The organism is Staphylococcus sp. SM3655, from assembly GCF_016917315.1.
Taxonomy (GTDB): domain Bacteria; phylum Bacillota; class Bacilli; order Staphylococcales; family Staphylococcaceae; genus Staphylococcus; species Staphylococcus aureus.
Window position 1 is genome coordinate 2563163 of record NZ_CP070305.1, and the last position, 15534, is coordinate 2578696.

14 protein-coding genes are annotated in these 15534 nt (G+C 32.3%); 1 reads left to right on the plus strand and 13 read right to left on the minus strand.

The window, feature by feature from the left end; genetic code table 11:
* Positions 1 to 18 precede the first annotated feature (18 nt).
* The 7 genes from JQN76_RS12470 to JQN76_RS12500 all read right to left on the minus strand — a co-directional run bounded on the left by JQN76_RS12470 (position 19) and on the right by JQN76_RS12500 (position 8800).
* Positions 19 to 510, minus strand: coding sequence for a DUF948 domain-containing protein (locus JQN76_RS12470; protein WP_000383814.1), 492 nt, complete (start codon positions 508 to 510; stop codon positions 19 to 21).
* A 73-nt stretch (positions 511 to 583) separates the two neighbouring features.
* Positions 584 to 1897, minus strand: a complete 1314-nt coding sequence (gene murC, locus JQN76_RS12475) for a UDP-N-acetylmuramate--L-alanine ligase (RefSeq protein ID WP_000150169.1) — start codon at positions 1895 to 1897, stop codon at positions 584 to 586.
* Positions 1898 to 1920: 23 nt separating this feature from the next.
* Positions 1921 to 5745, minus strand: coding sequence for a DNA translocase FtsK (locus tag JQN76_RS12480; RefSeq protein WP_000118284.1), 3825 nt, complete (start codon positions 5743 to 5745; stop codon positions 1921 to 1923).
* 20 nt (positions 5746 to 5765) lie between these two features.
* Positions 5766 to 6362: a YtpR family tRNA-binding protein gene (ytpR, locus tag JQN76_RS12485; protein WP_001048368.1), complete on the minus strand. Its 597-nt coding sequence runs from the start codon at positions 6360 to 6362 to the stop codon at positions 5766 to 5768.
* Between the two features lie 28 nt (positions 6363 to 6390).
* Positions 6391 to 7248: a DUF1444 domain-containing protein gene (locus JQN76_RS12490; RefSeq protein WP_001091387.1), complete on the minus strand. Its 858-nt coding sequence runs from the start codon at positions 7246 to 7248 to the stop codon at positions 6391 to 6393.
* 99 nt (positions 7249 to 7347) lie between these two features.
* A complete protein-coding gene (locus tag JQN76_RS12495) occupies positions 7348 to 7659 on the minus strand; it encodes a thioredoxin family protein (protein WP_000811163.1) in 312 nt (103 codons plus the stop codon).
* Positions 7660 to 7723: 64 nt separating this feature from the next.
* Positions 7724 to 8800 carry a M42 family metallopeptidase gene (locus tag JQN76_RS12500; RefSeq protein ID WP_001024574.1) on the minus strand — a complete coding sequence of 359 codons (1077 nt, stop codon included), beginning with the start codon at positions 8798 to 8800 and terminating at the stop codon, positions 7724 to 7726.
* 86 nt (positions 8801 to 8886) lie between these two features.
* Here JQN76_RS12500 and JQN76_RS12505 point away from each other — a divergent pair, with 86 nt between their 5' ends.
* The gene (locus JQN76_RS12505; protein WP_000163829.1) at positions 8887 to 9198 is read left to right on the plus strand and encodes a PepSY domain-containing protein; all 312 of its coding nucleotides are present in this window, start codon (positions 8887 to 8889) and stop codon (positions 9196 to 9198) included.
* Positions 9199 to 9322: 124 nt separating this feature from the next.
* On the opposite strand, the gene JQN76_RS12510 is transcribed toward JQN76_RS12505, so the two are convergent.
* From JQN76_RS12510 to JQN76_RS12535, 6 genes are all read right to left on the minus strand, one after another.
* A complete protein-coding gene (locus JQN76_RS12510; protein ID WP_000689582.1) occupies positions 9323 to 10165 on the minus strand; it encodes a YtnP family quorum-quenching lactonase in 843 nt (280 codons plus the stop codon).
* 470 nt (positions 10166 to 10635) lie between these two features.
* Complete coding sequence (gene trmB / locus JQN76_RS12515; RefSeq protein WP_001266157.1) at positions 10636 to 11280, minus strand: tRNA (guanosine(46)-N7)-methyltransferase TrmB; 645 nt, start codon at positions 11278 to 11280, stop codon at positions 10636 to 10638.
* A 14-nt stretch (positions 11281 to 11294) separates the two neighbouring features.
* Positions 11295 to 12086, minus strand: a complete 792-nt coding sequence (locus JQN76_RS12520; RefSeq protein WP_000434765.1) for a phosphotransferase family protein — start codon at positions 12084 to 12086, stop codon at positions 11295 to 11297.
* Positions 12087 to 12635: 549 nt separating this feature from the next.
* The gene (gene dat / locus JQN76_RS12525; RefSeq protein ID WP_000411083.1) at positions 12636 to 13484 is read right to left on the minus strand and encodes a D-amino-acid transaminase; all 849 of its coding nucleotides are present in this window, start codon (positions 13482 to 13484) and stop codon (positions 12636 to 12638) included.
* A gap of 3 nt (positions 13485 to 13487) precedes the next feature.
* The gene (sapep, locus tag JQN76_RS12530) at positions 13488 to 14897 is read right to left on the minus strand and encodes an Mn(2+)-dependent dipeptidase Sapep (protein ID WP_000265411.1); all 1410 of its coding nucleotides are present in this window, start codon (positions 14895 to 14897) and stop codon (positions 13488 to 13490) included.
* Positions 14898 to 15101: 204 nt separating this feature from the next.
* Positions 15102 to 15524 (minus strand): YtxH domain-containing protein, encoded by a 423-nt coding sequence (locus JQN76_RS12535; RefSeq protein ID WP_001051867.1) that lies wholly within the window; start codon positions 15522 to 15524, stop codon positions 15102 to 15104.
* Positions 15525 to 15534: the final 10 nt, after the last annotated feature.

A 15534-nucleotide genomic window follows, 5' to 3' on the forward strand; every position in this document is an offset into this window, starting at 1 on the left:
CATTTGTTTAATTATTAATTATTTATCTACTCGAGAAGTATAGCTATGATTTGCATCAGTTGCTACATTATTAGCTTTGTAATTTGCACTTCCACGACGGTAGTGTCTATTTTGCCATTTGTCTGCAATTTCCATTGCAACATTTGACCATTGAACAACTTGTGAGATTTTATCTTCATTTTGAGAAATATTATGTGTAATTGAATTTGTTACACGATCTACAGAGCTGTTTAACGTTTGTACTGAGTCACCGATACCTTTAACAGCATCTACAACTGAGTTTAAACGATCTACTTTACCTTGGATATCCTCAGTTAAACGGTTTACTTTATGAAGTAAATCTGTTGTTTCACGAGTAATACCTTGAACTTGACCTTCTACACCGTCAAGTGTTTTTGCAACATAATCTAAGTTTTTCTTAACAGAATTTAATACAGCTACGATACCGATACATAAAATTAAGAATGCAATCGCAGCGATAATTCCAGCAATTGGTAAAATCCAATCCATTAAAAACGCCTCCTAATTAACATGTAATAATGTCATTAATAATAAATACCCATACTACTCTATTATAAACATATTAAAACGCATTTTTCATGCCTAATTTATCTAAATATGCATTTTGTAATTTTTGAATATCACCTGCACCCATAAATAAAACAACAGCATTATCAAATTGTTCTAATACATTAATAGAATCTTCATTAATTAACGATGCACCTTCAATTTTATCAATTAAATCTTGTATCGTTAATGCGCCAGTATTTTCTCTAATTGATCCAAAAATTTCACATAAGAATACACGATCTGCTTTACTTAAACTTTCTGCAAATTCATTTAAAAATGCTTGTGTTCTAGAGAAAGTGTGTGGTTGAAATACTGCAACAACTTCTTTATGTGGATATTTCTTTCGTGCTGTTTCAATTGTAGCACTAATTTCTCTTGGATGGTGTGCATAATCATCTACAATAACTTGATTTGCAATTGTAGTTTCATTGAAACGACGTTTAACACCACCAAACGTTTCTAATGCTTCTTTAATATTTGTAACATCAAGCTTCTCTAAATAACTAATCGCAATTACAGCTAATGCATTTAAAACTGTATGGTCACCATATTGTGGAGACAGGAAGTGATCATAAAACTCACCATCCACATACACATCAAAAGCAGTACCTTTATCCGTAATTTGAATATTTTGAGCATAAATGTCATCCGAATCTTTAAATCCATAATAATAAATTGGAACATCTGCTTCAATTTTACGTAGATGTTCATCATCACCCCAAGCAATAATACCTTTTTTAACATTATGTGCCATTTCTTGGAATGCATCAAAAACATCATTAATATCTTTAAAATAATCAGGATGATCGAAATCAATATTTGTCATAATTGCGTAATCAGGTTTATAACTTAAAAAGTGACGTCTATATTCACATGCCTCAAAAGCGAAATAATCACTTTCAGGCAATCCCATACCTGTGCCATCACCAATTAAAAATGAAGTCTTTTTATCACCATTCATAACATGTGATAATAAACCTGTTGTAGAAGTTTTACCATGTGCACCAGTTACAGCTACTGAAGTATATTGATCAATAATCTGTCCTAAAAAATCATTATAACTTACAACATCTAATTTCAATTGATGTGCACGTACTATTTCTTCATGGCTACTCGCGAATGCATTACCTTGTATAACTACCATATCTTCTTTTATGTTATTAGCATCAAATGGTAATATTTTTATCCCCTTATTTCTAAGAGCAACTTCTGTAAATACGTAGTTCTCAATATCCGATCCTTGAACTTCATGTCCTAAATCATGCATGATTTGTGCTAATGAACTCATGCCAGAACCTTTAATTCCGACAAAATGATAGTGTGTCATTATATAAAACTCCTTACTCATAATTATTCTTTATTTAAATCTGCTTCCGTAACATAAACATCCCTTGGTTTTGAACCATTAGCACTCGAAACATAACCGAGTTGCTCTAATTGATCGATAATTCTTGCTGCTCTATTATAGCCAATTTGGAAATGTCTTTGGATTAATGATGTTGAAATATGTCCTTCATTAACCATAAATGCACAAACATCATCAAATAATTCATCTTGTGATTGTGTTTGTGTTTTTTTCAACAATTCTTTTTCTTCAAATAGATAGTCCGGTTCTCTTTGTTGTTTGATAAAATCAACAACATCATCAATTTCGTCATCAGAAACAAATGTACCTTGAACTCTAATCGGTTTATTCATACCGCTACCAAGATATAACATATCGCCATATCCTAACAAGCGTTCTGCTCCACCACTGTCTAATATCGTTCTCGAATCTACACTTGATGATACCATAAATGCAATTCTTGTTGGTATGTTGGCTTTAATTAAACCTGTAATTACATTGACAGATGGTCTTTGCGTAGCTACTAACATATGAATACCACATGCTCTTGCTTTTTGAGCAATTCTAGCAATAGACTGCTCAACTTCTTGCGGAGCCATCATCATTAAATCAGCCAACTCATCAATTACAATGACAATTTTTGGCATTCTTTCATCATATGGTGCTTTTTTGTTAAATGCTGTTATATTGCGTACATGGTAATGTGCAAATAACTTATAACGTCGTTCCATTTCTTCTACGGCCCATTTTAAACTCTGTGTAGCTGCTTTGACATCTGTAATTACCGGTGCAACTAAATGTGGCAAACCATTATAAGGAGCTAATTCAACCATTTTTGGATCGATAAGTAATAATCTTAATTCCTCAGGGTGATTTTTATATAGTAAAGACATCAAAATACTATTGATACAAACTGATTTCCCTGATCCAGTTGCACCTGCAATTAGTGCGTGTGGCGTTTTAGCAATATCCATAAGTAATGGTTCATTATTAATTCTATACCCCATCGCAACTGTTAATTTAGATTCAGCATTTTTAAAACTTGGAGATTCAATAATAGAACGTAAGTTGACCGTCGTTGGATTTTGGTTCGGAACTTCAATACCAACACGACTAGTTCCTGGAATAGGCGCTTCTATACGAATATCTTTCGCTGCCAATGCCATTTTAATGTCATCTTGTAATGCCGTAATTCTTGAAACTTTAACACCTTTTTCAACTGATAATTCAAATCTTGTAACACTTGGACCTTCAGTTACATCTTGTACTTCTGCAGGTACATTAAAGTAAAATAATGCGTCATTAAGTTCTTTCTTTTTATCTGTAATCCAGTCCACGTCCGGCTCAATAACTTGTGGTTCTTCTAGTAATGAAACACTTGGCAATTTAATATTTGGGCCTTTACGAATCATCGGCTTAGTTGTTTGTACAGCTTGATTTGTTGCAACATCTGGTTGGTTCGTCCGAGGTCTATTTTCATTAGCTGTATCTTCATTTTGATTTGAAAATGAAGGCTGTAAATCTTTTTGTTGATCATCATTATCTTGTTGTCCACTAGTATTGTTTGGATGTGTTGTTTCTTCGCTTTCTTCAGTTATGTCGCTTACTTCTGAAACTGAAGACGAAGTTGATTGATCAACTTGCTCATTTTCCAATTGATTATCATCTTGGCTTTCTTCAAATATTTCCGTTTGAGTTGAATCAGCAGAAGGTTTCTGCTCTGAATATTGTTGTGCATTTTGATAATCATTTTCTGTTTCTGCATGACCAATAAGTTGATTGTTCTCAACATTATTTGATGTCATATTATTTATTTTATATGCATTTGTATTTGACTCTTGTGAATAAGTGCTTGATGATGGTGTGGCTTGACTCGCAGTCTTGCTTTCACTCACAGCTTGCTTACTTTGTACAGGCTTCAATTCAGGCACATTGACTTTTGAATGCTTTTTACGATCCATCATACGCTTTTTATCAGATGGCGTCATGACAACATTAAATGGTCTTTTACTTAAAGTTGAAACCTTTTCAGTCTGTTTCTTTGGATTTACGTTTTCAATAGTTTTCTCTTCGACATTTTGTTCACTTTCAGCTGTTTCGTTTTGCACATTTTCTGTAATTTCTGCGTTATGCTTTTCTATTTCATTCATGCTTGAATCTTCCACAACATGACCATCATTCACAATATTCGTTTTCAATGAGTTGACACTTAAGTTTGTTTGGTCATCTTTTTTATGACGCGGTGCTAATTCAATTTCATTATCAACCGTTTTATCGATATTATTTACTTGAGATTCAGTTACTGCGTGCTCTTGCGTTTTAGGAGCGTCTACATGCATTTCAGACGCGTTTTTATTGGTATTATCTTCGATATTTGAAGTAGTATCCTCATCTACTTCTGTATCATTTAATTCATAAAATTCTGCATCATCGATTTGACTTCCTGAATATTCTTCTTTATTCGTTGCTCCATCTTCTTCTGAATCAGCAATTAATCTGGATTGATTTTTTAGTTCATCTTTATCATTTACTTCAACGTTATGTTGTAGTGCTGATTGATGTTGAGACGTTACATTCGAAACCGTAACTTCATCATCTGACAATTGTTTTGTTGTCGATACTTGATTCAAACTAACTTCCTCATAATTGTATGGACTTTCATCTACATGAGAGTCATTAGTGTCTTCATTTTGTATTGACGCTTGTTTATTTTCATCATTTGATACAGTTTCATTCTCTATGCCATTTGTATGAAGCTGACTAGCATCTGTACTATTATCTGTTAAGTCACTATCATCATTTAATGAACTATCACCAACATAGCGTTCCGCTTGTTTAGCATACATTTCATCAATTGCACGTTGTATTGCATCTTGCTCTTCGTTTTTATGTTCTTCACGCTTTTGTTGCAACGCTTTTTTAAATCGACGCTTTTGAAGCACTTTACGTTCTCGTTCACGTCTAATTTCTTCAACAATTTGTGAAGCATAAATATTTTCAATTTTGATAGTATTATCAACTTTTGAATAATTAGGCATTGATTTTGTTGTTGATGATACATTTTCATCAGATGATTTAGATGCAGTTCCTTGTTTGACAACACTATCATTTTGTTTTTCTTGTTCTAATTGTTTATTTTGAGACGTTTGCGTCTTAGCTACATATTTATCATATTTTTGTTTATCTGACTCAACTTTTTCTGAAGGTTTACTTACAGGGATACGACCATTTTCTAACTTTTTAGGTTTCATTGTGCCAAAAATAGCTGACGGTACCTCTGAAGTCTTGAAACTTTCTTTGTGATAATCTGGAGTTGAATCTTTAGCACGATGATTTGTATTATTAGAATACATATTATGTGTTTTTGACTTGTGCGTTTCCTTCTCAATACCATTAATTGCAGAAACATATGTACCTGGCTTATTCGTATGGTAATGTGAGTGATCTTTATATTTTATACTTTGCTGTGATATTTTAGAATTCCCACGTTGTTCACTATAATTTTGTTCTTCAGTTGTTTGATTTCTTCTACGGCGATGTCGTTTTTGTGAACGAGAATCGTGGCTTTGTTTGCGATAGTCTCGATGGTATTGTTCTTTTTCATCTGAAATAATATCTGCAGATTGTTCAACATTTTCATTTTCATAAGCTACGCTCATAGGAAAACGGAATTTTCCCCTCGGACGACTATAAATATCATTATTTTGAGGCAGTAATGAGTCATGATCGTTATCTATATTTTGTGATTCTTGACGTCTTTTTTTCTTTCTATGAATCAAGTCATCATTTGAATCATTATCTTCGCCGAATAATTTATCAAACCAGCTCATATTTTCACTACCTTCCTTAATTATTCAAAAAATGCTTGTCCAATTTCATAGCTGTCATTTAATACCATAATACCTTTTTCTTCAGGTGCATTAGGTAAATTCAATTCTTTCATTGAACAAATCATACCGCTTGAGGCAACACCACGTAATTCAGCATCTTTAATTACCATACCGCTAGGCATCACTGCACCTACTTTAGCAACAACAACTTTCTGTCCAGCTTCAACGTTAGGCGCGCCACATACAATTTGTAATGTGTCATTTCCAACGTTTACATTTAGTACACTTAATTTATCTGCATCAGGATGTTTGTCTTTAGTTTCAACGTAGCCAACTACAAATTTCGGTGATAGATCAGCATTTAATTTATAATCAAAACCAGCTTCTGAAATACGCTTTTGGAATACATTTACAAGTTCATCAGTTAATTTAATATGACCTTTTTCTTCAATTGTTATATCTTTTGAGATTTCAAAAATATTATAACCTACAACATTACCTTCATTAGTAATTTCAACAACATTACCTTTTTTATTGTAGTTTAATTCACCTTCAACTGGTTCAATTTGTAAAAATGCGACATCTCCTACATATTTAGGATTGTAAAATAAATTCATTATGACAAAACTCCTTATCCAATTATTTCTATTTATCTTTATTAAATTTACGACGATTTGCTTCTAAACGCTGAATCACGTTTGGATCTCTTTTTTGTTTATTATTTTTACCTAAAATAAATATCGGTTCAAGATGACCCTGTTTATATCCAAAGGATAATGATGTAATTGGAACTAGACCTTTAGTGAAAAATTCCATTGTTAAATGTGCCATCACATCATATCCTGTTTTATTGCGTATATCTGCAATAATTAACACATCTTGGTGTGGCACTGCTACGAGCATTTCGCCTTGACATTGTGCCTCAATTTCATTTAAAAATGCAGTATTTAGTATCCTACTTGCATCATACCCGTCATTTGAGTTAATAAAATAAAAAATATTACCTTTTACTTCATCAGTCGTATATGAATTTGACAATTTTCTAACATTAAACAGAGACATTTCTCTTATTTGTTGTTCAGTTAACTTCAAATCCTCTAACATGCTTTCGTCAATTAGACGATATGATTTCCCTAAATCGACTGCATAATAAACTGCTGTTTCTGCAGTATGCTCATCATAGATAAAAGGAACACCTTGTTTAGTTTTTTTATCAAAGCTAGTCGCTCTAATGACAGGCATAATTTGACTAGATGATATACTCTCAAGGGTTTTATCTGCCATTTGTGCAATAGCTTCATCAACGTAATAAACAATTTCATCTACAATTTTTTCTTTTTTATCTTCATATTTTGCGACTATAGCGTTAAGTTTAATCGTGATACCTTTGTTATTATCTGTTCGATAAATACGCAAAGTTTCTTCTTCACGATTAAATTTAAAATCAACGTCTAAATGGCTTAAACGTTCCTTTAATTTATCTCTCATTTGAAAGGTATTCATATGTAACACTCCTAATTTCGCACCTTATAATAGTTTACAATAAATCAACACATAGTAACAGAGAAAAACGAGTATTACCCCGTTTTTCTCTAGTCTAAATTACACGTATTGAGCTAAAAATGCATCTATCTGTTCAATTGATTTTCGTTCTTTTCCAATATAACTTCCAAGCAGTTCTCCATTTTTATATACTAGAAAACTTGGAATACCCATAATACCATTTTCAATACAAATATCCATAAATTTATCACGGTCTACTGATACGAAGTCAAACATAGGATATCTCGCTTCTAATTCCGGTAAATCTGGTTCTATCACTCTACAATCTGGACACCAGCCTGCAGTGAATTCAAATACTGTAGCACCTTGTTTTAAAGATTCAAATTGTTGTTCTGATTCAAGTTGTTTCATTTTTATGTCTCCTTAATTAATGATTATATATAACTATTTAGAGATAATAGTTGTTATTACCCGATTATTTATATTGTAATGTTTCTATTTGATTATTATCTAAATTACAAATGGCTTCTGAAAGTAAAGATCTAGCTGCAAAATAGTCTCTTATATCAAATACTGAGTCTGTACTATGAATATATCGTGCACATACACCAATTACTGCAGTCGGAATACCAATATTAGCTTTATGAATTTCTCCACCATCTGTTCCACCTGGTGACATATAGTATTGATGTTCAATGTCATGTGCTTCAACTAACTTTAATAAATAGTCTCTAAATGCAGGCTTTAAAATCATTGTACCGTCTTTTATGCGAATTAACGTCCCTTTACCAAGTTCACCAGATAATGGTTGGTTTCCTTTAACATCATTGGCAGGTGAACAATCAACTACAAATGCAACGTCTGGGTCTATCATCTCTGCAGATGCTTTCGCACCTCGTAATCCAACCTCTTCTTGAACATTTGCGCCAACATACAAGTCTACATCTAATTCTATATCTTTTAATAATTCTAGTATTTCAATTGCCAAGACACAACCATAACGATTATCCCATGCTTTAGCACTATATCGATGTTCAGATAACTGTGTGAATGGCGTGTGAGGTACAATTGTATCTCCTATATCTATTCCGCGCTCACGCACCTCATCTTCATTTTGAGCACCTATATCTAATGTTAAATCTTTAATTTCCGGTGCACCTTCACTACCAGTACGAAAATGTTTAGGTATATTAGAAACAACACCGATAATTTTATCGCCATTTCTATTTTTAATTACTAAGCGTTGTCCTTGCCAAATATCATTTGCAACACCACCTAAATTTGTGAATTGAATCATTCCATTTTTAGTGATATTTGTAATCATAAATCCGATTTCATCCATATGTGCTGCAATCATTACACGTTTTGCATTTGGATTTTTAGATTTTTTCACACCAAAAAATCCACCCATACGATTTTCAATAAATTCATCTACGTACGGCGCCATTTGCTGAGTCATATAATTTTTTACTTCTTCTTCAAAACCTGGTGCCCCATGAAGCTCAGTTAAAGTTTGAATTCGTTGTAATGTTACTTTTTTATTTATGTTCATAAAAGTTCTCACTCCTTATAAGTTATTATATCATCTTCAATATGGTAAACTAATGATATGAATTTGAAATCAAGGGAGCATAAATGATGACTAAACTGAAATATATAATTCCAACAATAATTGCAGTAGCCATTGTAATTATTTCTACCATTTCAATCATCCAATATATTAATCGTAAACGCTATAATCCCGTTAAAGTACTTAATGAAGTAAAATCATATTTTATGAATGTCAAAGGCTCATATATCGTTTATGAACCATTCGTTCATCCTGAAACTGATAAATACCGTTTAGTTTATCAAGGTGGAATTACAACTATTAAAAATGGTCAAAATATTCATTATGATTTTTATGCAGATGCATATACTGGTGAAGTCATTAACATTGTAGAGCGTTAATACGAATTTTATCCATATTTGATTTGGATCGTAAAACTTAAAAATGAGCCACACCCTAATTAGTAAGATTGGATGTGGCTCAATTTTTTATTTTTGAAAATTTGTTTAGTAATACATCTTTATTTTAGTTATTATCAACTAATGTTTCACGTAAAATATATGCATCTATGTTTTCACCATCATCGCTGTATTTTACAGCAAAGTAGTTTTCATCATGATAAAACAAGAACCAATATTGTTGCTGAATAAAATATGGTATCATGCGTTCTTTTTCACGAATCGATTGCATAGGATAATCATCATATGCCGTTACCCATAGAGGATTTTTATGTGCAGTAGTTGGGAATATATCACCCATATGAACTGCTTTATCTCCTTGACTTTCAATCGTAATAATCGTGTGGCCAAAGCTATGACCTCCACTATGTTGCATCTTGATACCCGGAACCGGTTCAAAATGTTTTTCGAATAAAATCAACTTGTTACTATAATCGCCTTTATTCTTATCCCAGTAAGTTGATTTACTTCTTATATTAGGTGCAATAAACTCATGCCACTCATCTTGTTGCACAACATGAATCGCATTTTCAAAAATTGCATGTCCCGCTTGATCAGTCAAACCGGCAGCATGATCAAAATGCATATGTGTCATTAGCACATAATCAATATCCTTTGGCGTTAAATTATAATTTGCCAAATCAGCAATAATATGACTTTCTTCATCTACTCCAAAATTACGTAATTGCTTTTCAGATAATTTACCATTACCAATACCCGCATCTATAATCAAATTATATTGAGCCGTTTGAATCAAAATTGGATGTGTCGGTAAATTGATTTGATTTCGTTCATTTGCATTGTATTGCTTTGACCACAACGGCTTCGGAACAACACCAAACATTGCACCGCCATCCATTTTTGTATTGCCACCATTTAGATAATGAATAGATATATCCCCGATTTTCATAACATCACCTATTCTTTCTGTATTCGTTATTACAATTAGCATGTGTTTATTACATCATATCACTATTCATAAATGCGAACAAAAACGAAACGCCCCACACTAATACACTTCTAACTACTTATAAAGATTAATGCAATCATATTATATGTAAATGCATCATAACCATCGGCCTGTAATTTTAAATTAATAATTAAAATTTACAAGTAAAATGCAAGCTTTATTCTTTTAAATCAAAGGTATTTAGTATAACATTGTTCATAGGCGCATTATCTCCTTTAGTTATTTGTTTAGTCACTTTTAATTATAGAGATAATTGCGCTTTTTTTATATTCAAAATCAAAAAATCGGACAGATGAAAAGTAAAATACTTTTTTCCATCATTCCGATTTATTATAGAACCTTTATCTATAGAACCATTATAGTACGAAAAAACACTTATGATTGTATGTGTACATACCCTCATAAGTGTTTTATTTTTGTGAATGGAATTTCGCTTCCATACGATAAATACGTGACCCTTTATCCGAAAATTTCTTTTCATATTCTGTTAAAATATTACTGCCATCGTCTTCTTGATGTAAATTTAGATTTATTTTTGTAAAATACATTCCAAATTGAGACATACTTTCTAAACTGTAGGCAAATAGTCCTCTGTTATCAGTTTTAAAATGTAAATCTCCTTCATCATTTAAGATTTGTTGATACAACGCTAAAAACGTATGATACGTTAAACGTCGTTTTGCATGACGATTTTTTGGCCATGGATCTGAAAAGTTCAAATAAATACGCGAAACTTCGCCGTCTTTAAAATATTCATTTAATTCAATGGCGTCATTACAAATAATCTTTAAATTTGTTAAACCCATCTCTTTAACTTTATCCAATACTTTATAAACGATACTTTTCTCACGTTCCATTGAAATATAGTTAATATGAGGATTTTGAGCAGCTAATGTTGTAATAAACTGCCCCATACCCGAACCAATTTCAATGTGTATCGGTTGCGTTTTATCAAACCATTCAGTCATTTTCCCTGCATGTTGACCGTCCATGTCAACCAATTCAGGATGATCTTTTAAATAATCTTCAGCCCATGGTTTGTATCGAACTCTCATATTTTATTCTCCTCTTAAATAAACATGTTACTATTCATAACTTCATTTAGGAATTTAAGCCAAGTGTTCATATCCTTATATCTTTTTTGCTCTTCATACCATTGAACAAGACCTATAGATTGAATTACCGTATACCATTTCATACGTTTATTTAAATTCAAGCTCTCTTGAACACCATATGTTTCAAGCCATTCAGACCATTGTTGTTGTGGAACATAGTTGTAAAGCAGCATTCCGATATCAATTGCCGGGTCTGCAATCATTGCACCTTCCCAATCAACTAAAAATAGTTCATCTCGATCGGATAATAACCAATTATTATGATTCACATCACCATGTACAACAGTGAAAAAACGCGAATCTAAACTCGGTATATGCTCTTCTAAATAGGTTAATGATTTTCTCACAATATGATGTGTTAAAACTTCTCTTGATAAAGAGGCATTAATTTTATTAAGCATAATCTCAGGAGTAATAGGTTCCATTTCCATACGCTTTAACATACTTAATAAAGGTCTAGAATTGTGTATCTTCTTTAATAAATGTGCAACTCTTGTTTGCTTCATTTCGTTTGAAGATAGTTCACGCCCATTTTTCCAATGTTGTGCTGTAACAACCTCGCCTGTTTCTATGCGTTTCGTCCATACTAATTTGGGCACAATACCTTCTGCTGATAATGCCGCAATAAATGGATTTGAATTTCGTTTTAAAAACAACTTTTGTCCATCTTGTTCAGCCATATATGCTTCACCAGATGCACCACCTGCTGAATCAAGTGTCCACCCTAATTGATAAAACTGCTCCAACTCGTCCACCTCACTTTCAATTAGAAAATGGCTCTAGAAATAGGTTTTTCAAGAGCCATATATTCTAATTTATAACACCATACTGGTACAAATATTATGTCCAGATAATTATTGTAAATCCTCAACCAATGCCTACATTACACGACTAAATTTAAATCGTAATGTCTGTCATTGACACCATACATTCTATAGTCACTTACTTGACATATAATGTTACCGTGTCTAAAACTACATGTTTTTGAATCTCTGTAGGCGATAAACTCTAGTTTTCAAAATAATTGCTATCCCATTTTCATGGTTAGCATAAATTTATGAACTGTAACATTTACGTACTTAGTAAAATATGATGCACATCATATTTGTAACTCATAGAAAATTTTATAATTTTTATCATTATATTTCAACTGAAAATGAGAAACAAAATGGCACTTTTTACTAATATGTGTTTTCTAAACAACACTTTTAAGCTTCGTTTTAAATTATAACATAATTCACTTACGAAAGTTGATAAATTTAAGTAATTTAATCTAAAAATATGATGAAAGAATTTTAAATACTGTGTGACTCTATATACTTTTCAAATCCTTCTTGTAGTTGACGTGTAATTGGGCCAACTTTACCATCATTAACTGGTTCACCATCTAATTTAATAACAGGTGTAACCTCAGCTGAAGTACTTGAAACAATAACTTCATCTGCGTTTTTCAAGAAATCTACAGTAAACGTTTCTTCTTTAAATGGGATGTTATAGTCTTCGGCAATTTTTTTAATTACAATTCGTGTAATACCATTAAGAATATAGTTGTTAATCGGATGTGTATAAATCACACCGTCTTTAATTGCATAAGCATTACTTGAAGATCCTTCAGTTACAGTTTCACCTCGATGTTGAATCGCTTCAACTGCATTATATTTCACAGCATATTCTTTTGCTAATACATTTCCTAATAAGTTCAAGCTTTTAATGTCGCAACGTAACCATCGGATATCTTCAACGGTAACACCATTCACACCATTTTCTAAATGATCATAAGGACGATCATAACTCTTTGTATAAGCAACAATTGCTGGTTCTACTTCAGGTGTTGGGAAGCTATGATTTCTTTCAGCTACACCTCGCGTTGCTTGAATATAAATTGCCCCAGTTTCAATTTGATTCATATCAACTAATTTACAAGATAGTTCAATTAATTCTTCTACAGAATAATTTAAATCTAAACCAATCTCATTGGCACTACGTAAAAATCTTTCATAATGTTCTGTTACTGTAAATAACTTACCATTATATACTCGAATGTATTCATAAATACCATCGCCAAATACGTATCCTCTGTCGTTGTATGAAACCTTTGCTTCACTTGGACTTACAAACTCACCATTTAAAAAAATTTTTTCCATATATTATTCCTCCACGCATAATGAATAAATTGCTTCTAAGTAAATACTAGTTGCGTTAAATAACTGTTTTTTAGTGATATATTCATTTTTCTGATGCATTAAATCTTCAGAATCACTAAACATTGCGCCAAATGCTACACCCTTGTCTAAGTTTCTCGCATAAGTACCGCCACCTATAGTATAAGGTTCAGTCATATCATTTGTTTGATTTCTATATGCAGTAACTAACTTTTGCACAAAAGGATCATTTTTATCAACATAATGTGGTGGTTGGACTTTACCTAATTTCACTTCAAAGCCATATTGTTGAATCTCATTTGCAAAACGATCCATAGCTTTTTCAAATTCAAATCCTTCTGGGTAGCGTAAGTTGATACCGAAAAGACCTGCATTTTCATTATCATATGTAATAACACCAATGTTAGTTGTCACATCACCCATGACATCTGTATGGAATTTCATTCCCATCTTTTCACCAAAATCTGAATTAAATAAGTAGCGATTACTAAATGCTACAAACGCTTGTGCATTATTATCAAGATTTAATGATGCTAAGAATTTTAGTAAGTAAAGACCCGCATTCACACCAATAGATGGATCCATACCATGAACCGCTTTACCTTCAACTGTTAAAACTAGAATGCCACTATCAACAGTACTATCACCTTGTAAATGATTTTGTTCTAAAAAGTACTCAAAGTCTTGAATAACATCTGTCATATTTTCTTTAACAAGCACTCTTGCTTCTGCATGATCAGGCACCATGTTGTAACGTTCACCAGATTTAAAAGTTATTAATTCATAATCAGGTTCATCTTGATCTTCAGCAAGCTTATTTTGAACTAAGTCAAATGTTGTAATGCCTTTTTCACCATGAATACACGGAAATTCCGCATCTGGTGCAAAACCTAATGTTGGCATTTCTTCTGTTTTAAAATAGCGATCCGTACATTTCCAATCAGATTCTTCATCCGTACCAATAATCATATGAATACGTTTCTTCCAATCCACATTCATATCTTCTAATATCTTAATTGCATAATAAGCAGCAATTGTTGGACCTTTGTCATCAAGTGTACCTCTAGCTATGATAGCATCTTCTGTTACAACCGGCTCGAACGGATTACTATCCCATCCATCACCAGCAGGAACAACGTCAACATGACATAAGATACCTAATACGTCATTTCCTTTACCTGCCTCAATTCTTCCTGCAATATGATCCACATCATGTGTTGTAAATCCATCTCTATGTGCAATTTCATACATGTAGTCTAATGCCTTACGAGGACCTGGACCAACTGGTGCGTCTTCTGATGCTTTTGCATCATCTCTCACACTTTCAATTGCTAATAATCCTTTTAAGTCATTAATGATTTGATCTTCGTATTGTTGAACTTTTTCTTTCCACATTCGAAATCGACTTCCTTTTTTCTATAAGTTAAACTCTATTTTACATGAAATGATATAAAAACTACAATAAGATGTCAGAAAATAATAAAAAGGAACAAAACGATGCTATCGATATGACACAAATCATAAATAGCTGCTTTGTTCCTTTTCTGTATTAATTTAATTTAATATGCCAGTTCAATACCAACTTATTAATTGTATGCCTTATTCTATATCAGATAATGCATTTTTATTCTTTTTTAAATCTTCTTCAGTGACGATACGTAAATTATTATTTGGTGCTGCGCCACCTTCATCATCAAATTTACCTTTTTCAATACTTTCGTCAGTCTTATTGTCATATTCGGTAAATTTTGATTTTTCTTCTTCGAAAAATGCTTTTGGATTATTTTTTAATCTATTAGCATATTCTTTCGGATTTGTTTTTACTTCTTTAATTGTTTCATTAGCAATTGTTCCTAATTGCGTCGCTTTATCCTTAGCATTATCTTTATAGCTTTGAGGATCTTGTTTATATTTATTATATTCTGCTTTCAGCTTGTCACGACTATCTTTACGTGTAACAACTACAGCTGCTACAGCGCCACCTATACCTAAAATCGCTTTAAATAAATTACCTTTTGCCATATCAATCGTC